Source organism: Pyrofollis japonicus (assembly GCF_033097485.1).
Lineage (GTDB): Archaea > Thermoproteota > Thermoprotei_A > Sulfolobales > Pyrodictiaceae > Pyrofollis > Pyrofollis japonicus.
Genome location: NZ_AP028634.1, coordinates 1,000,951 through 1,023,613 on the forward strand (window position 1 = coordinate 1,000,951; position 22,663 = coordinate 1,023,613).

Below are 22,663 nucleotides of genomic sequence, written 5' to 3' on the forward strand. Positions count from 1 at the left end.
ATGAACCTAGGTCAGCTTTTTACCGCGGTTGCTAGGAGCGTAGACGAGCTTCGCGGATACGAGCTACTAGCATCGCTCTCTAGGTTCCATAGATTACAGGGTAGTGATGAGCTGGTTATTGCTGCAGAGCATGTTGCCCAACTATTCGATGAACTAGGAATAGAATATAGATTTGAAAGCCTCCAAGGGCCCCTGGGGTTACATGAATATTGGGGGTTCTGGGAGCCTCGGGGATGGCGACTCGAGTCAGCTACAATTGAAGCCCGCGGAGAAAATGGAGAGTGGCATGAAGTACTAAGTAATCTCGACACCCCTCTTATAGCTATGGCTGGCTCGCCTCCCGGAGAAGAAGAGGGCATATTGCGCTTCGAAGAAGGCAATATACGGCTTGTCCGAAAATTTAACACTGTAGAATACTATGAAGCTGACGAAGAAGGTGTTAACGCTGTTATAGGCTTGCACAAAGGGCCCGGGATAAGATATTGGGGGCTTTTTCCACCACACTTCCGTGACCCGCCGAGAACACTCGCCGCAAGTATAAACTATGAACAAGCCCTTCTCCTCGTAGGAAAAAAAGTTAGAATACGAATCGATAGCAGTTATGACGTGTTATCTAAGACACCAATCCTCCGAGCAAGTATAGGTGATGGTGCCGCTTCAATAGTCCTCGTAGCCCACATATGTCACCCGCGCCCAGGAAGCCACGACAATGCAAGTGGAGTGGCAGTACTAGTAGAGGCTCTTGCTGCCTTACAGCATTACAGCGAAAAACTATCCAACGCAGGCATAAGGGTAGAAGCGTTCTTCGTTCCAGAATGGACAGGACTTGCTGCCGCAGACATCCACGGCATATTAAATACAGAGGAGGCTTTACTAGGGCTTAGTGTTGACATGGTTGCTGCAAATCTAGCTATAACTGGAGGAAGGTTGAGGTTAGTTGCTAGTCCGCCACCCCTCATCAACCCGTTTGATATTGTTCTCGACGAGGTGCTTGGACGGGTTGATGCAGAAAACTATGGCGGGATAGTACCCTATGAGCCTGGAAGTGATCATGATATACTGGTATCGCTTGGGGTACCTGGCTCGATGCTTAATGAGTGGCCTGATGCCTATTATCATACGAGCCTCGATACCCCTGACCACGTATCAGTCACTAGAATAAAGAAGATATCAGCGGCGATTGCTTCGTCGATAATATTGTTTACGGAGAAAATACGTGATATTGGCTCCCTAGTAAAGAGATCAATCGCACCATATTATAGTACAGTAGAGGAGGGTCTTCTAAGTGAGTTCGAGAAATACGCCGTGCAGAGGCTAAAGAAGCTCTTACGAGGCTCGGCAGCTGAGCCACAGTGGAATAATGATATAACCGTTGTGAAGAGGGGTGCTCCAACGCTTGCGTATCTTTACTTGAGCGGCGAAAAGAGTCTTGCAAAACGGCTTGCCAATAATAGAGATATGTATGAAGCTATGCTTCGTCTTGGAGTACTAGCGTCAGGCGTATCTAGCTTAGAGGTTGCCGTGAAAATCCTGCAAAGTATTGGACTGAGACTTGACGAAGAAGTTGTGGGTGTTGTTCGAAAGCATTTGGCTGGCGAACTGGATCCTGCTAGAAAACACTAGTTTAACAAACTCTCTAAAGGTCATGAAAACGGCTCCTTTTTCGCGGTGGAATTGTATAAGTCTTTGCAGATTCTTTAAAGCGTGTTCACCGGTGCCAAACTTGCAGTCAAAACGTACCTTTTTCTTCCGCATATCAACATATTCCCATGGGTGTGCAAAGTATACTATTGGCGATTTAAGCCTGGAATGAATTGCTTTCTGGATTCTCCATGGAAGCCTTAGTACGGATGAAGTAACAGATGCAGGCACACGTATAATTCCTTCCTCGAATATCTCTAGCCCTCTAGGGAAAGGAGGTTTATACTTAGCATTAGATGAGTCACTCATATAATTATTATCAATTAGTATTCTAATGTAATGTTCCGGAAACATTAAATTAGGTGCTCTAAATGAAATGACATCGCCGAAGCGTCTCAGTAGCGTGGTTGCCTTCTCAATAGCCTTGCGCGCCTCGTCGTAACTAAGCTTGTCAAACCTTTCATGTCTATATCCATGGCAGCCTAGTTCATGCCCTTCATCCACTATTCTTTTAACTATTTTTGGGAACTTTTCAGCTATAACCGCAGTGGTGAAGAACGTAGCCCTCACATTCTCCGTGCTAAGAAGTTCAAGGATCAGGGGCATTCCCTGTTCTATCCCTGTAGTGCTGCTTAGATAGGGAGGGCAGTCTGGCTCAACATCAAAGCTTATTAAGACTATCTTTTCCATAGCTTGCTCAGCCTCAGCCAGCCCTTATAAAGTAGGAATAGTTTCTCTTCGGGGTCACTTGAATCGAGCACTGACTTGTATATCTCAAGTATCTCGTAGACTATCTTATTCCAGGAAAAGTTGCGTGCAACATGATAGGGAGCATGTTCCCTCATTTTTGCGCGAATATCATCACTCTCTGCGAGGAACACTAAGCGGTTAACAGCTTCTTCATCATCTTTTACAAGGAATCCCGTCACGCCATCAACGACTACATCTTCGATGCCGCCGCCGCGATAGCCGAGAACCGGTGTGCCACAAGCCATGGACTCGAGTGCTGTTATTGAGAACGCCTCAATAGGCGATGGCACGATTGTTAAGTCGGCTGCCCAGTAATATTCTCGCAGCATTTTCCTTTCAACAAATCCGTTCATATAGGCTTTGAATAGTTCTTTAGCCTTATACTGGCTTATCTCGTTCTCGATAACCGGTCTATAAGGGCCATCGCCAACTATCACTAGGTATAGTCGCTTGTGCTTAGTACGGCTCAGCGACTTCGAGGCCTCGGCAACAATCCTTGGAACAACGTGTATTCGTTTCCGTTCGGTAAAGCGACCTGGTGCAAAGATTACGACATCGTTCTGAGAGGCGCCGATAGCTGCTCTGGCCCTCATTCTTTCTTCATGATCTGGTGGTCTCCAAAAACTCGTGTCAACGGCGTTAGGTACTATATGGAGTGGTCGAGGATCATTTTTGAGTAGTTTTCTCGTATCTCTAGCTACGGCTCTGCTCACAGCAATAAAAGCATCTACACGTTTTAACGCGTACCTTAGTATGGGTAACCATAGCTTCCATCGACGTCGTTTCCACTCAAAGAATGAATGGTTTGTAGCGACTACAGGTACTCCTCTAAGTCCTCGCGAAATATTCGCAATTATTATGCCCAATGGTGAGTAAATACTATGTATGTGTGTTAAATCAAACCTCTCTTTCTTATAGAGCTTATTAGCTTCATATATTGTTCTTATACCGAGAGATATATGTTCTTGAGAATTGTATATTTCGCCGTGGAGCCTGTGAACCTTAAACGGAAAATTATCTTGAAACTTTGAGCCAAATTTCCTATAATCGTGAGTAATCACGTGGGGTTCATGACCTAAGCGGAGTAGATTTAACGCTAACTCTTGCACATGGGTCTCAATACCGCCTATTTTTGGGTAGAACCAGTCTGACGCCAGCGCGATCTTAAGAGTCTCCAAGCATGCCATCCTCCAGTAACGGTCGCCACAACGCCCCCGAGTAGCGTAGCTATTGCATAAGATATAAGCCTCTCCATAATCATTATTGTGACAGCCTTGTTTGGAGGAGCACCAAGGGCAACGAGAAGCGCTGTAAGCCCGCCCTCCACTATTCCTAGTCCGCCGGGAGTTATTGCAAACAAGCTTACCGCTAGATAACCTATGGACAATAAGATAAATCTTAAGAGGGGTGCCTTCCAGCTTACTGCCAAGCCGATAACATATAGTCTCATAACGTCTAGGATCCAGACGAATGAGCTTATGGCAATACTTATTGCGAGGATCTTTTTATCTGAAATCATCTCCCTTAGCGATGCTATCTCGGCGTCTCCGTTTAGTAATTGAATCCCTCTCTCTGCCATCTTTTCAATCGCATAGTTCATGAGTCTATCCCAATATCTTACTCCAATGTATATTCCAACTATAGGTAATATGGCTGCAGCAATAACGTATATGGTCAAGTTGCCAGACATTAGCTCCATATAGAGTCCTACAATCGCCATGGCTATGACGGGGAAAGCTTCAGAAAACCGTTCAAAAGCTATGGCAGTGACAATATTGACGAGAGGGGCCTTTGTCTTAAAATATACATAAGCAGCCCTTGCAAGTTCCCCACCTGTTTTCGCGCTAGGCGTTAGGTTATTTACGACGATTGTTAGCATATGTGCAGCAACGGCATCTTTTATGCTTATCTCGATACTCACTTTTCTTAAAACAAGTTGCAAACGGAGCGCGTAAAGAAGCACGGATAAATAGTAAAGGCCTAAGGCCAAAAGGATGTAGTATAGGTTAACCGTTGCTAGGTCCTTAACCCCTTCCGAAAGATACCGGAGAAGCTCTATCTCCAGGGTTTTCCACCGGTAAAGCCCGCTTTACCTAATACTACTATACTGGCTAGGAACAAACCTTGCCAGTAAAGCCTTATTGGATAGCTCCCAGCATAGTCTCTGTGAAGCGAGTCTAGAACCGTATTATTATTGATGTCGGGACATCGTCTACCAAGATTACTTCAAGCTTAGCTTCAAGCCCTATCTCTGCTAGTTTTTCGACACCTTTTCGAGCTGTCTGAAGCTTGGCTATCTTTTTGTTAATAGACTCAGCCAGGTCTTCAAGATAACGAAGCTCCACAGATGGCGGCGGGTTGATGATAAGCTCCATACCCTCCTCAAGCTTTATTATATCTTGTCTTTCAGATTGCACAGATTCCCTTTTAGCACCGAGCCTCATGACTAATTCCCTAATCTTTTTATCAAGCTCGCTCTTTGCCCGCAGCTCCTCTATTATGCGCAGGAGCTCGCCAAGAGTTTTTCTAAGATCTGTTAATTGTAGGTCTATAAATCGTAGTAGCTCCTGTGCAGAAGAGAATTCTTTTATGCCTGTAGCCACCTTTCTCCCCCACGCATGTAGAAGCTTTTATACCAAACAATTTATTTTCAACGTACATTAAAACGTGTTTTCAAGTATGTCTAGGTTTAGAACTCTTCTGTTGATAGCCGTTCTAGGACGCGTTTGAAGTACATGCGTACAGCAACTATCAGTATAGCACCAACTATTGCTATTGTTATCGGTATTATATACTTCTTTATAAGAGTTGCTGGTGTTGGCTTAAGTTTTACAATATAGCTTGCTGATGCATGGATAGTTGATACGAGGCATTTTAAGTAATAACCAGGCGAACTAGCGCAAACCTTGTAAGTGCCGTAAGGAATGTTTATGCTTACTTGTCCGTTTTCATCGCTAACATACTTTAAGTTTAGTATGTTGTCAATGCCGGTTATTGTCACAGTTGCACCAGTTATTTTCTCGCCCTCTGTGCTCATAATTACTAATGTGTACTTGTATGAATTTCTTACGAGCTTTAAAACAATGTCTTTTTTCTGTGGTTTAACTTTTTTCTCTAAATTCTTATAAACGTTGTTAGCTGACTTAATACTTATAGTTGAACCATTTATCAATATGGGTAAGGCTAGCCGGTGAACTTTGCCCTTAGCAAGACTTGCTACTTCTTTGCCGTCAAGGACAACAGTGATATTATCAATTATTTTCCCTCCCTTTGAAATAGAATCAACTATTATAATGTTGCTTATTTTTCTGCCACGCTTAACAAGGATACTAATGTTCTCTCTATCAATGCCCTTAACTTCAAAGCATGTCTTATTAGTCATGTATAGCTTAAACCCTAGGTACTCTTCCAGCGGTATGGCCTCAAGACAATATTTTCCTTTAATTAACTCGATACTTATTTTTCCATTCATTGATTCAGATGTAATAACGGGTTTTGTTGCATTCACATAGTAGATTTTAATCAGTGTCTTAACGGGTTTTTCGCCTTCCGAATACGTCTCTATACTTACAGGATGCTTCATTGGGACAAGCCTTACAGTTATCATTGTAGTTGGCTTGTCTAGTGGAATATGTACGTTGTACTTTATGTCGGCAAATAGCTTTCCATAGCCAGTAGGAGGTAGGTCAATAATTTCTATAATTGCGTCCCCTCTATAGAGGGTTGTAAAACTTATATCTGTTGGTTGTAATGGCGCTTTTACATGGTACTCGAAGAGCTTTTCCCCATTCTTGCCATAAACCTTAACTAAGAGAATATCTAGGTTCGTGGTATCGACAAGCGCTTTCTTAACATCTTGGCTCGGCGATAATCGTACTATTGTCGTTATAGGTCTTCTATTAACTTCTATACTTATGTTCAATTCTTGAGGAATTAGTGCTGACGTTGCTGATTCGCGATATAATATACCAGAAGGGTCAAGGACACGTATTGTATAGTTTCCTGGAATAAGGTGCTTAAGACTAATCACTGATACATTAGCCGGATAGTGATATACATAGGTTTTATTCCTCTTTATGTCGTGGACATAAACCTCTAGATCGACTAGAGGAGGTGCCTTGGTATAGGAGTCCCTAATGGATAATGAGACGTTGTATTTCTTATATGGAATCTTTATTATGATGTCGTCGTAGGTAATTGATGTGCTACTACAATTAATAGTTTTTACTATGTTCTCGTATTTTTCTTTTTCAAAAGGCTCTATAATTACTTGTGTGAACGCGTACTTGAAGCAAGGCACATCGGCTATATTTGTCTCTGATACTACCTCCCTTTGCAGTACCGTTGTATTGCCGAGCAGTATTTTCGTTATTGCTTTAAATCCCTTTATGGGCTCGTTATCCTCGTTTATGACCGTTATCCTAGCTGTTCCGACAATGAAATCGTTAAAACTCTTTATAGTTACTCCTTTATCTATAACCTTGTTAACATTTGTTAGTACTGTAAGACCTTTTACTGTCGGAATAACAGCATAGAGCGTATTGTTGAATGATTTTTCAATAAAGAATGCCTGCAAGCCGTTGAAGTATACGAAGGGCTCATTATTTGTAGAGATTGTGTAAATTCTTGGAGGCTTATCCCCGGTTATTACAGCTAATGCTACGTTACCTTTACTATCCGAGCCGGAGAGAATGTACTCGTTCCTTGCCTTCACTAGACTAATTGTTCTAATTTGTGATAATAATGGTAGAGACCACTTGAGAGCATAGGAGCCGTTTTCGGTTTTCTCTGCAATATAGATATCGCCGCTACTAGTCCCTATTGCGACGAGCTTTGTATCAGTACTAACAGCTACATATGTGGCCTTTATGCCTGCATAGTACCGCCATAGCTGAATTAGTGGGCTAAAGTCCTTTCTAGCAAAGACTAGTATTGCGATAAAGTCTTCGGTCGTGAATACCTTTGATCTCGAGCCGGATATCCATAGGTAGATTCTATCACTATCCATATATGCTAATAGCACATTTATATTTCCTAATGTGTTCGTGGTTGTGCGTTGCAGGGGATATTCCTTTAACGTAAGATTACCTTCCGGGCTTAGAATGGCTAGATAATTCTGTTTTGAAAACATGGTTAATAATTGACAGGGTACTGTCATATTTGGCTCAATTAAAAGAGGCTTGCTAATGTTCTGGGATATAAGCTGGTCTAGGGGGACTACTATTGGACCATAGCATCTTTTGTCTATTTTAGCGTAAAACATGAGCTTGGGCTGCGACTTTGGAATAGCTATCATAGTAGAGCCATTAGTGATAGTAGCTTCTGAGACGAGTGTATGGCTTACAACAAGGTACAATAAGCCGCTATTAACTAGGGAGCCGTTTGCCCAAAGAACCTCTATTGGTACTTGTATTGTAGCTGCAGGTGCAACCTCTTCTTTGGCTACTAGCAAGTAAGTATATTCAAGGCTGCTATTCCTCGATATGAGTACAGGAATTATATCATCTATCTTAACTCCTTCTCTTTTCTTCTCAAGAAGCGTTCCTATGACTGGACGGGCTTCGAACCATGTATCCTTATAAGACCTTATTGCGAAAACTCCTTTGTCAGTCAATACTATATATGCGCGGGGCCCATATGGATATATTTTATGAATGTTGCCCAATACAGCGAAAAATGTTGTAGTATTTTGCGCCAAATCTATTATCAGAACCTTATTTGCAAAACCGATTGCTACTGATAAAGGGTCCAAAAGGCTGTCAAGGGCTACAGCTGATACTCTTGAAGGAATACTTATGTTCTTTATTATTTCGTAGCGTGGAGGAGCTGAAGGCTTAATTTTCATCAGTACAACATAGTTTGTATTGTTATTCTCAATAGCGAATAAGTACAAGTCCTTCGATAAGTGTTGCGACAAGTAAACAGACCCAAGCCTCCAGGTTAGCCCAAAGGGAATATCCATCGAAGAATTGCTATCTTCTGCAGATGCCACGGTATGTATAATTACCAGGCTTGTTACGAGTGCTAGGAAAAGTACGGTCACTAATACATGGTTAATTCTGAGGCTGCGGCGGGCTTCGACAAAGCTAAACAAGTTCACTATACCCGTGGCTTCATGTCCTCATCCTTAAAACTTAAAAATATTATTGCTTATTCTACCTATCCGGAGCCTAGCAAAGGTTCTTAGAGTAATGCAGCAAAATATTCCGGGGATCTAGGTGCCAAAAATACGATTGAATATAAATTTAGGAAAAATACGGCTCAGAAAACACAAAAAGGCAAAGACCGAGGATAGCGAAGAACACAAGATACCTGTTGAGAAAATTGAAAAAGCAGAACATGTTACTTCGATTATGATAAGCTACAGAGATTATAAAGAGTTAGAGTCGTATCCTCTTGAAGAACCCTGGGCCTACGCACGCATATTGCAGCACAAGAAAACAAGCGAAATAATCTACTATATCGATGAAGTTCCTCTTTCTCCCAAAGAAAAGGAGGTCTATGAACAAATAATGGACATACTTTATTGGGAACTAGAACCCCCTCCTTCCGATAAGGAGATTGTCTCCTATTTTACTGCTGAGGCAAAAAGAATTGTAAATACTTTCCAGATAAGAATGGGGAGAACCCCTGGTATATCTTGGAGCAAGATACTCTATTATGTACTTAGAGATGCTGTGGGTTTCGGTCCTATCGACCCGCTTATGAAGGATCCCTTTGTAGAAGATATTTCATGTAGCGGTGTGCGCAAGCCAGTCTATGTTTGGCACTCGCGCTACGAGTACATACCCACATCTTTGATATTCTCGGACGAGGACGAGCTTGACAACCTTGTTATAAAGCTGGCCCATATGGCTGGAAAACACGTTTCAGTAGCTTTTCCAGTAGTAGACGCTATACTGCCAGGCGGTCATCGACTGGCCGCAACTTACCGTAGAGAGGTGTCAACCTCTGGTTCAACATTCACTATTAGAAAGTTCCGCGAGGAACCTCTAACAATTGTTGATTTGCTTGAATTTGGGACCTTGAGCCCGCGCCTAGCCGCATACTATTGGTTGCTCATGGAGTTTAAGCGTCCTGGAATGATAATGGGTGTGACGGGCTCAGGTAAAACCACATCCCTTAACGCTCTTCTCACAATGTTGAAGCCGTCAGTCAAGGTTGTAACCATTGAAGATACACCGGAGCTCAGGCTACCGCTTGAGAACTGGACGCAACTTGTTCCCCGAATGAGCTATGGTCTTGGCGGAGAGCGTATAGGTGAAATCACGCTTTACGATCTTGTACGTATAAGTCTAAGATACAGACCAGACATAATTGTTGTCGGAGAAGTCCGTGGTGAGGAAGCGTATGTATTATTCCAGGCAATGGCCACTGGGCACGGCGGAATGACGACCCTGCACGCCGAGAACATAGATGCAGCAATTAAGAGGCTTACGAGCCCGCCAATGAACATACCGAAGGGTTATATACCCCTAATGAACTTTGCTGCCCTCATCAGAAGGGTAGAGATGATAGATAAGAGGACAGGAAAACCTATTGTAACGAGAAGAATAACAAACACATGGGAAATAGCCGATGCGGATACCTTTGTTGATGTGCATAAATGGGATCCAAAAGAGGATGAACACAACTTATTCCTCGAAAAGAGTGGGCTCTTAAAGCTCATAGCCGAGTTACGTGGCTGGGACATTGAACAAATATATGAAGAGCTAGATAGGCGAGCAACGGTAATGGAGTGGATGAGGCTGAAAGGGCTTAGAGGTTATAAGGAAGTTGCCCGTATTATTAGGGAGTACTATCTTGAGCCCGAAAGAATCTACCAGCGCGTCGTCAACGAGCTAGGGCCCAGTAATCCAGGCTAGGAGCGAGTTGCGCCAATACTAGGTGGTTAGAGCTTGTCGGACAGCAAGGCTGTGGGCGAGATAAAAAGTACTACATCGTTACTTCTCATATTTGATAGTGTAGCGCTTCTGCTGTTTCGGAAACAAGCAGAGGCTATAGTCAAACGGTTTAGGCTCAGCGAGGAAATAGAGAAGGCAGGGCTTACTGTCTTCCCAACTCTCTATGTCGCACGACTGTTGTTCGCAATACTCATCTTAAGCATAGTGCTGGGTATAACTGATATAATTGTTCTCCTCGTAGCTGAGTCACTGATAGCAAAAGTCATCATGTTGTTGGTATCGTTCTTAGTGCCTTTAATCTTGTTCAGTGTAGGACTTGCCTATCCAAGTATAAAGGCCTCGTCACGAGCAGATGCTGTGGACAAAGAGTTCCCATTTTTCGCGGCTTACATGACCGCAATGGCCTATGCAGGTGTTGCACCTGAGAAGGTAATAGAGCGTTTAGCCAATCTCAAAGTTTTTAAGGCTCTGCGCAAGGAAGCCCTAAGGATACTAAGAGATGTAAAAATCTTTGGAAAAGATATTCTTACAGCCCTTGAGAAGAACGCAGCCACTCATCCCTCAAGGCTTTACCGTGACTTCATGCTCGGCTACCTTACTACTATAAGGACTGGTGGAGATGTGCGTCATTACTTGGAGATAAGGACGCAAGAAGTCTTTGCAGCCCGCATGGAGGATTTGAGAAACCGTGCAGAAAAAGTAGGTCTTGTCGTAGAGGCTTATGCTGCAGTAGCTATTCTTGGCACGCTGTCTTTCTACATCTTCTTTATTGTGAGCGGCCTTGTTGGAGGAGGAGGCGGCTTTGCAGGCATTAACGGTATAATGTTATACACCTTTGTAGCTCTTCCGGCAATAACAGCGGCAATAATTTCAATGCTTGATAGCCTTATACCTGGACAAGAGGGAATACGTGAGCCCTACGCATATTTACTGGTATCTGGTGTGGCGGGTTTTCTCGTCACCGGTATCATGTTTAGCCTTACTGGTGCGCTTAGCGATGTCCTAACAAACAAGATTACAAGGAGCACTATAATCTGGCTAACCTCGTCATTAGCTGCAGGGCTATTTACAACATCTATTATCCCAGGCATAGTGTTTGTGAGAAGAGTGAGAAGAGAGAGGGCTGTACTGCGCGCTGTTTCCTCCTTCTTTAGGGATCTCTCGGAGATAAGAAGGACAGGACTTAGCCCCGAGAAAAGCCTCATCGTTTTAGCGAAGAGGAACTATGGTGAGCTAAACAACATTGTTAAGAGAATAGCTGGCGCAGTTTCAATCGGTCTCCACATAGAGAGAGCTGCACGTAGGGCACTTAGAGGCTATACTAGCTGGATACTTAGAGTAAGTATGAGGTTCCTTGTTGACGCGATAGACGTTGGCGGCGGCTCTGCGACGACAATAGATGCTATCGCGCGGTTTATTGCAAGCCTAATAGATATACATGAATCCCTAAGAAAGAGACTGAGACCCTACATAGTTATGCCGTACTTTGGTGCTATACTTGTAGCTGTGTCAAGCGTTCTTACTCTTCTAATGCTGTCGCAAGCAGTGAGCAATGTAGTCATAGGCGGGGCCGCATACCAGGCAAGAATCTCGCCTGAAACCATTAACATGTTGCTACTGATAGCTTCACTAGGCTCCATAGTCAATGCTTGGCTAAGTGGCCTTGTAGCAGGCAAGATACAGGATCAGAGCCTCGCTTCTGGATTCTTCCATGCGTCGCTGCTTACGGTACTGACGTTGCTCTCGCTACTAGCCGTCATAAACATGGCGCCATCCTTTGCCCCATCAGCGCCTCCTGGATAAGCAACAATGAGTCTCAGCAACTATGCAAGTTATTTCTCCTTTCTAGTTCCGCCAAAATACTCTAGTAGAGATTTTGAAGCTCTTGGCCTCTTTTTGCTCCTTATATCCCGGTATATCCTTACTATGTCTATTTGTTTGAATTCGAGACCAAGGCTTTGAGCAAGAATCACTGCATCCTTCGTAGCTGAAGGTGCAACGAGAATGCCTCTTACAGGTGCATTAGGATTTGCCTTCCGAAGCTCTTCGACGTAACTAAATAATTGTTTGACGGCATCCTTTGTGGCGGTAACTCTCTTAACCTCTATGACCACATAGTTGCCTTTCTTGTCTCTCGCAATTATGTCTGCGTAGCCTTCTCCTATACGGCGCTCACGTGAAATCACGTGCAAACCTTCCTCGATTATGTCGGGGTTTTCCGCTATGTAATCAGAGATCTCTCTTTCATCTAGATACTCTATGAAATCGGCGTCGTCAATGAGCTCCTTGGCTCTGGCAACGAGGTATACCTTATGAATGAAAATAGTCAGTATCTCTTTCGGCCTCTTCCTTATACTTCTAACTATCATTATATCCTTATCCATGTCTATATTTATTACATGGCTCTCGGGTTGCCAGTTAACTGGAGAGTAACCCGTCGGTCTATGAACTAATACTGCCCCGTCACGCTTTATTATAACTAATCTATCGCCCTGTCCAAGCCTGCTTGCGCCTCTGCCCTCGTATTCAACACTACACGATGCAAGCAGTAATACGGTGTCTTTTTGCTTAATGGCGTCTTTTAGAAATTCGTAGGCTTCTTTGGGCTCGGGGTAAAGCCTAATATCTATGCTTGGCTGATGATCCACCCTTTTCATCCCTCTAGGATAGGAGACTAATCTCATATGCCATAAGTCTATTTACGCTAATACCGTATCTGAGATAGTATGTAGTGGCTTTGCTTTTTGTTTTAGCACTCTTACAGCTAGCTAGCTGTAGGGCTGGTAACAATGAGTACTGCTGCTGCAATAGTTGACCTAAGGCTTTATCCGTTCCTAGCTGATGCTGGCGAGGTTGCTTACCGTCGATACGGGCTCGATTTAGCAAAGCTCGCCGAGATTAAGAACGATTTCCTTGACCTCGCAAGATCGCGTGTTGAGAAAATAATCAAGTCGGGGCACAGCACTAAACCGCTCGAGCAACCCGATGAAGAAATCCTGGTATTCCATTATGCGGCAGCTATGGTCGCAGCTATAAGAGATAAATGGCTTTCATCCAGATTCGCGCTAGCAGAAGCCGATAGGGCATACAATGGCCTAAAAGATGAAAGAGACGAAGTTCTAGCGCATATAGCCAGACTAGTTGGTATCTCTACACTACAGTACCGCAAGGGCCTCTATAAGTCGCCTATAGGCCTTGTGAGAGGCATAATAGTCTACGATATATACGACTACTCTGTAAGATTTGCAGAGTATGTTACGTTTGCACGTAGGCTCATCGGCGACCCTGCATGGAAGCCGGTCAACCTTCCCGTTCTGCGCGGTTATGTCTTTCTCAAAAAAGACCAGGTGGCACGATTAGCTAAAGAAGCCATAACGCTGTATATTGAAAACTATGTTGCGAATATTGCATCGAAAACAGCGTATCAGATCAAAGAGAAAATAAGAGAGCACATTGATGCCTTACGCAAGGTTCTCGCAGAAAGATATAAGCCAAGGATAGACAGCAAGGGCGCAATTTCCATTCCTAGAGGCGTTGTAATGGAGGAAGCTTTTCCACCCTGCATATCTGACCTAGTTGAACGTGCAAGACGTGGGGAGAACCTCAGCCATCACGAACGCTTTGCCCTTGCAACATTCATGCTAAACATCGGTGCTGATATAGAGACGGTTGTAGACCTATTTAGAAACATGCCAGATTTCAACGAAAAAATAACTAGATACCAAGTCGAACACTTGGCAGGACTTCGGGGCTCAGGTAAGAAGTACCTAGTTTATAGTTGTGAAAAAATGAAAACGCTCGGAATTTGTAAGGCAGAATGCGGTACCAGAAGCCCTCTTCAAGCATATTATAAAAACTTGAAAAAGATCTATAGATTGTCTAAAAACAAATCCCGGAATAAATAAAAGCTTTAACGATCTTGTTCAAAGATACTATTATCACTTTATAAAATACTTAAAACCTAGTGCATTGTATTATTTTAATTGAGGATAGTATAAGCGGTGACCAGGGGGTGAGAAAGATATGGCGACTCGCTCAGAACTAGATGAGATTGACATGGCGATACTGCGCGCTATGAAGGCAATAGGAAAGCCCACTAGGCCTAAAGAAATAGCTGCACAGGCAGGCCTTGATGCCCGAAGAGTGGCAGCCAAGATGAGAAAACTAGTCCGTCTCGGGCTTGTTGAGAGAGTTGAAGAAGGCGTCTACAAGCTTACCGAGGAAGGAGAAAAGATAGCTGGCTAGCGGCGAACAGAAGCTGACATGGCGTCTTGCTACATTGTTTTGCCCTTACGTGGTTTTTGTATTCTCCCAATACGGTTTCACGCAAGCAGTCCGAATATTGTGCATTAACCTTTAATACTATGTTTTCTAGAAGCCCTCTTGATGCGGGGTAGCGGGATGGCGGAAAGGTCGGCGAGGGAATATACGGCCTACGTCCCAGAGGATTTGTATAAACGGATAACCAGAGATATTCGAAGAGAAAAATACCTCACACCTTACATGCTTGCAGAAAAGTACAACATGACAGTAAGCCTTGCTAAGAAAGTCCTCAAGAGGCTTGAAAGAGAAGGCCTCGTTGAGCTCTATGCGCCTAATCGTCGTGCAGCAATATATCTCGTGAAGAAAGCGTCTAAGTAAAACTGCTTTTCTTTAAGCATTGCGTCTAGCTATACGGAAAATAGATGCATGTACCTTCTTTTAGCCATTATGTGTAGAATCTGTCTATACGTGTAGCATCGCGGCTCCCATGCATTGTCTAGAACTTGTGCCATACTAGCTTACGAGACACCTCGTAGGGAACAAGGGCCTTGATAAAGCAGAAGAAATCAATGACGAGTTTCGATATAGTTGCAGTTGTAAATGAGCTTAATACGAGGCTAAGGAGTGTACGCTTAAACAATATATATGCTTATGGAAAGGGTCTTATGCTTCGATTCAAGGGCGGCGGTGTTGATGCTCGGGTCGTTGCAGTGCCCGGAGAACGTGTTCATTTAACTCGATACGACATTGCCGAGAAATCGATGCCGCCCCCCTTCATAATGGGGCTAAGAAAGTATCTGAGAGGACTTGTACTGGATGGTGTCCAACAACTTGATTTTGATAGAATCGTTGAATTCGTGTTTAAAAAAGGCGACCAGGTTTATCGCCTCATAGTTGAGGTGCTTCCTCGGGGCATTATAGCATTACTCGATGAGAATGGAATCATTATCCAAGTAAATACCGCTATGAAGCTAAAGGATAGGGAAATAAGGCGCGGCGTGCGGTACCAGCCTCCTCCAAGCAGTAGTATATCGCCTGCAGAGCTAAGTAAAGAACATGTGCTATCAGGTTTAGCGGCAGCAGAAAAGGACAATGAGTGTAATGCTGTTAGATTCTTGGTCAGACTGCTTGGGTATCCCGGCGAGGCTGTAGAGGAGGCATTATTACGTGTAGGCTTATCGCCTGATACAAGTTGTATTGAGGTCGCTAAAGTTGTAGATGATCTTGTAGAGAGTTTTAGGGAAATCTATACTGAGTCGCTGAGTTCAAGAGGCTATATAGTATATGACAATAATGCCCCATTAACTATTGTGCCTTTTAAGCCAAGAATGCTTGTTGAGTATTATGGTTTCGGAGTTGAGGAGTTTAGCAGCTTTAGCGATGCGGCAGACGAGTATTTCGTTGAAATACTTAAAGCAGTGGAAGAGGAGAAGAAAGCAAGCCGTGTTGAAGCCGAGAGGGCAAAGCTTCTCTCATCGCTTGAGAAGGCGAGGAGGAGCCTTGAAGAACTTAAAGCTAAGATGGAGAAAGCTGAGAAGAAGGCGCAGCTTATTGCTGAAAACATATCGCTTCTCTACGAAGCACTAGAATGTGCTAGGCGCTACCGAGAAACAGCTGGCTGGGAGTATATTCCCGGGAATTGTCCAGGCGTTGTGGATGTTAGGCCCTCAGAAGGAAAAATACTTGTAAACATAAACGGCATTGTCGTTGATATCGATATTCGTAGCGATCCAAGTCAACTAGTCGTGGACCTGTATAAACGCGTTGGCGAAATTCGTGCAAAAGTTGAGCGCGGAAGGAAGGCAGTAGAAGAGCTCGAAAGGAAGTTGAAAGAACTTGACGCGTTGCAGAAAAGCATAAGGGTTGAAGCAAGGGCGAAGATCAGGAGAAAAGAATGGTATGAGAGGTATCACTGGCTTGTTACCAGTAATGGATTCTTAGCCATAGGTGGGCGTGACGCAGACCAGAACGAGTCAATAGTGAAGCGTTATCTTAATCCGCGTAGAATATTCATGCACGCGGATATACATGGCGCGCCCGCAGTTGTCGTGTTTGCAGAGGGGCATGAGCCACCAGAGACTGATCTCCGCGAGGCAGCACTGTTAACAGCGGCTTACTCAAAGGCGTGGAAGAGTGGTGTAGGAAGTGTAGATGTTTACTGGGTTTGGGGTAACCAGGTATCGAAGTCTCCTCCACCCGGCGAGTACATCTCAAAGGGAGCATTCATGGTTTATGGAAAGCGCAACTATATCCGAGGTGTTGAGCTTAGGCTCGCCCTAGGCGTTGGAAAGGAAAATGACTATCCAGTCGTAATAATTGGTCCCGAGTATCTTGTGAAGAGGAGGAGCCTTGTTTATGCGGTACTTATACCAGGAGACGAGGATCCCTCACTGCTTGCAAAAAGCCTTAAGAAGCGCTTCTACAAAAACGCCAGTGATGAACACCGAGAGCTAATTAGTGCTCTTAGTGTTGAAGACATTCGCGAGAGGATACCTGGACGTTCACGCCTCCTCAGCATAGCTAAGGGGGATGCGCTTGAGCCGCCAAGACCCATTAAGTACATATTTCGAGAAGAGAATGGCTAGGTCAAAGCTAGCCCTAGTAAGAGTGCTCTCGGGCTTTATCTTAGGCCTAATTGCGGGGAAGCTTGACGCAAGCCTCTGCTGGGTCTCAGCACTAATATTCGTGATAATCTACATAGCCACCATATATGTTTGGCCGCGTGGCGATACACTTGGGAGAAACGATGTTGTCTCCGCTGGAATAATTAGCAGCCCTGCAGCACTTATGCTTGGATACTTTATCGGCTCAGTGCTCTGAACTCCAAAATACACTTATCTGTTTATCCTCTATTTAGTTCTCTATACTCTTCCAGCCCTAACCCTCTAGCCAAGAGTTCTACGACCTCTCTAGATATCAGTGGTTTCCCATCCACAGCTGGATACGAGAATGGAAGTTCTATTTCAACTTCCACTAGCCCGAGATTAACTGTTATTCGGGGCCTATGTACGAGGGGAACATCGGAGGGATTAGCGCCCTCTATGACACGAAGGGCGACGTATACGGCGCCATCAATGCTTAGCTGATACGGGCCCAGGCTCCTTGACCGCATACCGGGCGCACGCGAAGTTAGAAGCTTTCTTGTCCTCGCCCGGGGCGGGTGATCGCCTAGAATACCCCCTATAACTATCGCTTCTGCCCTAGCAGCCTCTGCTGGCTCTAAGACCTTTTCCGCAAAGGGATCAAGGATTATTACATGTCCGGGATCAGAGTAAAGCACATCCCTAAGTTCAAGTACTGACTCTCCAAAACAACTACAAGTATTACCACATAGTCCGTGTCTTCTTGCCTCCGTGAGGTACCGGCCAAGATTAGTTATGACTAGTCTTTCGCCCGCGATGTTTTTCGCATGCTGGTATTCTGCCCTAATCCACTTCGAGAAATGATTCTCCAGATGCTCTATCACTATTAGCGGCTTTCTCTTTTTTCCACAGTTCTTTTCTCCGTGCCTCAAGAAGTTCAATAGGGTAGCCCATATATTCAGCCGCCGACATTACCCGCTTATTAATACTCCTTAGCTCCTCTAGGTAAGAAGGATAGTTTAGATCTCGTGCAAAGTGATGATCGACTATAACGGTATCAACGCTTTCCACGAGTTTTCTCAGATTGCTGAGGCCCTGGTTTACCTTGTCCTCCTCAACCTTTATTCCTGCAAAGTAGGTCGGAGGCCCACTTATGATTACGAGTGATGGTTTCCAAGAAAGAATGACATCTAGTGCTTTTCTGGACATAGGGCCTTGGACATCAGATGCATGAACTATTTTTTCGCCGCAACAACTTATCAAAACCATTACCACGTAGCCAAGCTTGGAGCCTTCAGCACCATGAGGGACTGGCGGTGAGCCAACAACTACGAAGTCTTTATCAACAATGTATGTGCTAGAGTCTAGAATATTAATAGACTTTGCTATCTCGCTAACCTTGTTCGTTTTAAGTAGTCTATGAGCCCTTATGCGCTGACTAACATTTATGTTTGACGAAGGGTCTTTTATAAGAAGTACTTTACCCCTATAGTACTCTACGTCCTCTGGCTTGTAGAGATAATGATCATAGTGATAATGTGTTATGATAACTATGTCTGCATCACTGATCTCTCCTAGTATTCTCTCCTTGATTTCGTTCAGCCTAGCTATTTCAACAGGATGAGGAGGTAACCCATATCTGCGAGGAGCGTAACTCACGCCTGGATCAATAAGTATCTTGACGCCGCCAACTTCTAAGCTCGTGGCCATAGATCTTGAGCCAAAGCTGTCCGCGCCAAGTATCTTGACTTTTACCTCTACCAAGACTAATCGCCTATTGATTATGTATCGGTGGCGGCCGCATCTTCTTCATCGCATCCGGCTCTGATGAGGGGAAGGCTCCTCACTTCCCCCGTACATTGCTTGAATCTATAATGCTAGGGTGCATAATTCTTACGCTAAGTACCGGAGCACGCAAGCTTATTGCGAGTCGCCTGCTAGAATTGATTGTTCGAAAAGCCAGCGGTATTTTCGTAGAGTTTTCTCGTCAATAAGCACATCGTTTCCATCAATAACGACCTTTAAGCCAGCTAGCGGGTGATAGGGTGGATCCGGGTAGTCCTTGAGCTCAGCTGGCTTCTCCTTGCCTACATATATCCATTTAATTCTTGAGGTTCTCCCCCTCTTTCCAACGTATTTTATCTTCCACCAATACCTGCCTATGTAGATGTAGGTCTTCTTGCCCTCGTTCGTCTTCTTCGTTACAATGTGCACTGGTTTGAGATAGTAACCTGTCTCGCGGATGAGCGTATTGTATCTATAGATCATTCTAATGTATTCTTCAAGAGCTTTTTCGAAATAAAAACGCCCATTCTTTATACGTATTAGTTTCGCCAAGTTTATCCAAGGCCTCTCGTTTACCACCTAAGCAGTGGCGGCCTCTTCTCCATTACTTTCCTACGTGCTTCTTCTAATAGCTTTGGAGCCTTATTCTCGAAGTCTGCAGGCAGTTTCTTGAAGAGGGGTTCAGGTTTTCCTATCTTGTGCCCTGGCTTTACTATGAAAGTGCTAGCAACCTTGCTCCAAATTCCTTTTTGGTGTACGCTGCCCTCCAGGTTGAGCATGCGCCATAGTTTTTCCGCAGATACTGGTGTGAAGGGTGCCAGGAGCACGGCGAGTGTTGCCACGGCGTTAATTGCTATGTATATTGTTGTTGCAGCATCTTCTGGATTAGTCTTTATTGCGTCCCAGGGAGCTTTGGCGTTTAAGTACTGGTTTCCTCTACGTGCAAGCTCTATTGTCTCTTCAAGTGCTTGTTTGAGTCTAAAAGCTTCGAATTGCTCGGCTACTCGGCTGGAGGCAGACTTTACATATTCTGCATATTCTCTATCGATGTCCGTATATTCTCCAGGCTCTGGCACTATCCCTTTGAATCTACTCTCCGTGAACTTTAGCACCCTATGCACAAAGTTGCCAATATCATCGTTCATATCCTTATTAACTATCTTCACGAGCTCCTTCCACGTAAAGTCTGTGTCCTTTGTCTCAGGCCTTATCTTAATAAGGACAAACCTCCAATAATCTGCTGGCAGAAGCTCAAGTGCTTCGTCGATCCAAATACCCCAACGCCTACTCTTTGAGAACTGCTCGCCCTCAAAGAGTAGGTACTCAGTAGCAGATATATACCACGGGAGGACGTATGGCTCTCCACTTGCCATAAGCATTGCTGGGAATATTATTGCGTGGAATGGAATATTGTCCTTGCCTATAAAGTAGACTGTTCGAGTCTCTTTATCAAACCAGTACCTCTTCCAGAGATCAGGGTCGCCGTGCTTTTCACCGAACTCCTTTGTTGCTGAGATATATCCCAGTAGCGCATCAAACCATACGTAGATTGTTTTGCCTTCAGCCCCAGGGAATGGTGCTGGTATTCCCCACTTGTTGTCTCGCGTGATGCTCCTAGGCTTAAGCCCCTCCTTTACCCAGTTAAGGCTATAGTTTTTGACCTTGGCGGGTAAGTTGCTCTCTTCAAGCCACTTCATTAGTTTATCTTGTAGCTTTGGTAAATCGAAGAACCAATGCTTGCTTTTACGGAACTCTACTGGCCCACCACATATAGCGCATCTCGGATTTATTAACTCGGTTGGGTGTAGTAGCCTACCACAGTTATCGCACTGGTCTCCATGGGCTTTAGGGTAGCCGCAGTAAGGACATGTTCCGATAACAAATCTGTCTGGTAGGAACATTTTATCGCGAGGACAATAGGGTAATATCTCGTCCTGTGTAAATACATATCCGTTGTTGTAGAGCTTCATCATGAATTCTCGCACGAATTCCTTATGGGTCTCGCTCTCCGTCCTCGTATAGTTATCAAAGCTTATACCGTACTCCTTAAACAGCTTTGTTATATATTCGTGAGCCTGATCTGTTAATTGTTTCGGGTGTACACCTCTCTTTATTGCCTCTATTTCGATCGGTGTACCGTGTTCATCGCTTCCGCTGACAAATACAACATCTTCTCCCTTAAGTCTGAGATAGCGTGCAAAGACGTCAGCGGAAAGTATTGAACCTATTAGGTTTCCTAGATGCGGTACGTTGTTAACGTATGGCCATGCTGACGCGACAACCCACTTTGCCATTGCCGGCACCTCTGGATAGAGAATGGCCGGGCAAGGCAAGTAATAAGATTTCTATATGAATAGAGGCCTTACCGGGCATTTTTGGGGGCTTAGGGGAATGAACACCTATAAACACATATCTATTGGAAACATAAATCTAGATATTTATGTCCTCGTAGAGAACATACCTGGACCCGACGAAGATACGACAGCGAAAGAACTCTATATAGGCCCCGGTGGTGCAGCATCTAATTATGCAGTGACCGTTGCAAGGTTTGGTCATGTGTCTTTCCTCGTTGGGCATCTAGGTGCGCGTGGTCTCGGAGCCTACTTATTAGACTCTTTGAGAAAAAGTGGAATTCGTACTGACTATGTAGTTGTACACCATGATCGGGACCCAGGTATTGTAGTGATACTTGTAGCGCCGGGCGGCGAGCGAGCAATGGCGACAATGAGGGGGGCAAATACATTGCTTAGAGGCGATGAAGCCGAGGGTGCTGAATCGGATATACTACACGTTGCTAGTAGAGAGCCAGAGATAGTTGCGCGTGCAACTGCTACAATAAACGCGAGATTCGTCACCTATGATCCCGGCGGACGTGTAGCTAAGAAGTATGGGCCCACGCTGTTGGAGCAGATAGTTGATAGAGTTGACCTTATTGCAGTTAACCGTGTTGAAGCAAGCCTTATCTTTGGTAGCAGAGACCCTGCACTAATAGCTTCAAAGCTTAGTGGAAGACTTAGGTTTGTTTTGCTGAAGAAAGGGGGAGAAGGTGCCTCATTAATTACCCGCGAAGGTGTATATGATGTCGAAGCATATAAGGAAGGCGAGGTCGTCGACACAACCGGTGCTGGCGACGTCTTCATAGCAGTGTTTAACACGTATTTCGTTGAGGGACATAGTATGGAAGAGGCGCTACGTGCAGCAAGCATTGCTTCAGGGCTCAAGGTGCAGAGGCGTGGGGCGCAAAGTATCCCTGGCAGAGAAGAGGTCGAAGAGAGACTCAGGGGGGGAAGCATCAAAGTCACCTACATCAAGCATTGACAGTGTTCCTGCTTTCCCGGTTGATTGCCGGCTACGTGATGGAAGGTTTTGTGCAAAGTGTTGCTATGACACGGAAATGCCGCTTACCGAGGAGGACATAAAGCGTATAGAAAGACTAGGCTATAGGAGAGAAGAGTTCGTCGTCATCGGCCCAGACGGGATTCCCAGATTACGCAATATTAATGGCCACTGTTTCTTCCTTGATCCATCCACGGGAAGGTGTAAGATATACGCCTACAGACCCGTAGGATGTAGACTTTATCCGCTCGTATATGCGCCTGGAAAAGGAGTTGTAGTTGACCCTTATTGTCCTAGAGCAAGATCTATCCCGAAGACTCTTATAAAAAAGTATGAAAAATATGTTATTGAGCTCATAAAGAAAATTTATGGGAAAAATGTGTTATAATAAGCTCTTTTATT

At 44.4% G+C, this 22,663-nt stretch carries 20 protein-coding genes; 10 read left to right on the forward strand and 10 right to left on the reverse strand.

The annotated features are described in order from the left end of the window. Positions 1-1,623, forward strand: a complete 1,623-nt coding sequence (locus SBG41_RS05135; RefSeq protein ID WP_317896476.1) for a M28 family peptidase — start codon at positions 1-3, stop codon at positions 1,621-1,623. Here the strand turns inward: SBG41_RS05135 and SBG41_RS05140 are convergent. The 5 genes from SBG41_RS05140 to SBG41_RS05160 all read right to left on the reverse strand — a co-directional run bounded on the left by SBG41_RS05140 (position 1,510) and on the right by SBG41_RS05160 (position 8,485). Continuing rightward, entirely contained in the window at positions 1,510-2,331 is an 822-nt protein-coding gene (locus tag SBG41_RS05140) for a polysaccharide deacetylase family protein (RefSeq protein ID WP_317896477.1), read from the reverse strand. The two genes, SBG41_RS05135 and SBG41_RS05140, sit on opposite strands and share 114 nt — an antisense overlap. Next, the gene (locus SBG41_RS05145; protein ID WP_317894488.1) at positions 2,319-3,569 is read right to left on the reverse strand and encodes a glycosyltransferase family 4 protein; all 1,251 of its coding nucleotides are present in this window, start codon (positions 3,567-3,569) and stop codon (positions 2,319-2,321) included. Before SBG41_RS05145 ends, SBG41_RS05140 begins: the two co-directional genes overlap by 13 nt. Continuing rightward, complete coding sequence (locus SBG41_RS05150) at positions 3,518-4,456, reverse strand: lysylphosphatidylglycerol synthase transmembrane domain-containing protein (RefSeq protein WP_317896500.1); 939 nt, start codon at positions 4,454-4,456, stop codon at positions 3,518-3,520. Before SBG41_RS05150 ends, SBG41_RS05145 begins: the two co-directional genes overlap by 52 nt. Before the next feature lie 112 nt (positions 4,457-4,568). Further along, positions 4,569-4,994 (reverse strand): hypothetical protein, encoded by a 426-nt coding sequence (locus tag SBG41_RS05155; protein ID WP_317894489.1) that lies wholly within the window; start codon positions 4,992-4,994, stop codon positions 4,569-4,571. An 86-nt stretch (positions 4,995-5,080) separates the two neighbouring features. Beyond that, positions 5,081-8,485 carry a carboxypeptidase-like regulatory domain-containing protein gene (locus SBG41_RS05160; protein WP_317894490.1) on the reverse strand — a complete coding sequence of 1,135 codons (3,405 nt, stop codon included), beginning with the start codon at positions 8,483-8,485 and terminating at the stop codon, positions 5,081-5,083. 139 nt (positions 8,486-8,624) lie between these two features. Here SBG41_RS05160 and SBG41_RS05165 point away from each other — a divergent pair, with 139 nt between their 5' ends. Then, entirely contained in the window at positions 8,625-10,256 is a 1,632-nt protein-coding gene (locus SBG41_RS05165) for a type II/IV secretion system ATPase subunit (protein WP_317894491.1), read from the forward strand. Between the two features lie 33 nt (positions 10,257-10,289). Beyond that, on the forward strand, positions 10,290-12,098 hold the full coding sequence (locus tag SBG41_RS05170; protein ID WP_317894492.1) for a type II secretion system F family protein: 1,809 nt from the start codon (positions 10,290-10,292) through the stop codon (positions 12,096-12,098). A gap of 29 nt (positions 12,099-12,127) precedes the next feature. On the opposite strand, the gene nucS is transcribed toward SBG41_RS05170, so the two are convergent. Then, positions 12,128-12,943, reverse strand: a complete 816-nt coding sequence (gene nucS, locus SBG41_RS05175; protein WP_317894493.1) for an endonuclease NucS — start codon at positions 12,941-12,943, stop codon at positions 12,128-12,130. A 141-nt stretch (positions 12,944-13,084) separates the two neighbouring features. Between nucS and SBG41_RS05180 the strand changes: the two genes are divergently transcribed. The 5 genes from SBG41_RS05180 to SBG41_RS05200 all read left to right on the forward strand — a co-directional run bounded on the left by SBG41_RS05180 (position 13,085) and on the right by SBG41_RS05200 (position 17,378). Further along, positions 13,085-14,200 carry a hypothetical protein gene (locus tag SBG41_RS05180; protein ID WP_317894494.1) on the forward strand — a complete coding sequence of 372 codons (1,116 nt, stop codon included), beginning with the start codon at positions 13,085-13,087 and terminating at the stop codon, positions 14,198-14,200. 118 nt (positions 14,201-14,318) lie between these two features. Next, entirely contained in the window at positions 14,319-14,540 is a 222-nt protein-coding gene (locus SBG41_RS05185) for a DUF2250 domain-containing protein (protein ID WP_317894495.1), read from the forward strand. A gap of 156 nt (positions 14,541-14,696) precedes the next feature. Then, positions 14,697-14,936 carry a 30S ribosomal protein S25e gene (locus SBG41_RS05190; protein ID WP_317894496.1) on the forward strand — a complete coding sequence of 80 codons (240 nt, stop codon included), beginning with the start codon at positions 14,697-14,699 and terminating at the stop codon, positions 14,934-14,936. A 170-nt stretch (positions 14,937-15,106) separates the two neighbouring features. Continuing rightward, positions 15,107-17,143, forward strand: a complete 2,037-nt coding sequence (gene rqcH, locus SBG41_RS05195; RefSeq protein ID WP_317894497.1) for a ribosome rescue protein RqcH — start codon at positions 15,107-15,109, stop codon at positions 17,141-17,143. Further along, entirely contained in the window at positions 17,094-17,378 is a 285-nt protein-coding gene (locus SBG41_RS05200) for a hypothetical protein (protein ID WP_317894498.1), read from the forward strand. Before rqcH ends, SBG41_RS05200 begins: the two co-directional genes overlap by 50 nt. Before the next feature lie 22 nt (positions 17,379-17,400). Here SBG41_RS05200 and SBG41_RS05205 read toward each other — a convergent pair whose 3' ends face one another. The 4 genes from SBG41_RS05205 to metG all read right to left on the reverse strand — a co-directional run bounded on the left by SBG41_RS05205 (position 17,401) and on the right by metG (position 21,219). Continuing rightward, entirely contained in the window at positions 17,401-18,024 is a 624-nt protein-coding gene (locus SBG41_RS05205; RefSeq protein ID WP_317894499.1) for an SAM-dependent methyltransferase, read from the reverse strand. After that, entirely contained in the window at positions 17,984-18,904 is a 921-nt protein-coding gene (locus SBG41_RS05210) for an MBL fold metallo-hydrolase (protein WP_317894500.1), read from the reverse strand. Before SBG41_RS05210 ends, SBG41_RS05205 begins: the two co-directional genes overlap by 41 nt. A 156-nt stretch (positions 18,905-19,060) precedes the next feature. Beyond that, entirely contained in the window at positions 19,061-19,504 is a 444-nt protein-coding gene (locus tag SBG41_RS05215; RefSeq protein ID WP_317894501.1) for a hypothetical protein, read from the reverse strand. After that, a complete protein-coding gene (metG, locus tag SBG41_RS05220; RefSeq protein ID WP_317894502.1) occupies positions 19,498-21,219 on the reverse strand; it encodes a methionine--tRNA ligase in 1,722 nt (573 codons plus the stop codon). Before metG ends, SBG41_RS05215 begins: the two co-directional genes overlap by 7 nt. A 97-nt stretch (positions 21,220-21,316) precedes the next feature. Between metG and SBG41_RS05225 the strand changes: the two genes are divergently transcribed. Together SBG41_RS05225 and SBG41_RS05230 are read left to right on the forward strand one after the other, a co-directional pair. Beyond that, positions 21,317-22,243, forward strand: a complete 927-nt coding sequence (locus tag SBG41_RS05225) for a carbohydrate kinase family protein (RefSeq protein WP_317894503.1) — start codon at positions 21,317-21,319, stop codon at positions 22,241-22,243. Positions 22,244-22,319: 76 nt separating this feature from the next. Next, a complete protein-coding gene (locus SBG41_RS05230) occupies positions 22,320-22,649 on the forward strand; it encodes a YkgJ family cysteine cluster protein (RefSeq protein WP_397470749.1) in 330 nt (109 codons plus the stop codon). Positions 22,650-22,663: the final 14 nt, after the last annotated feature.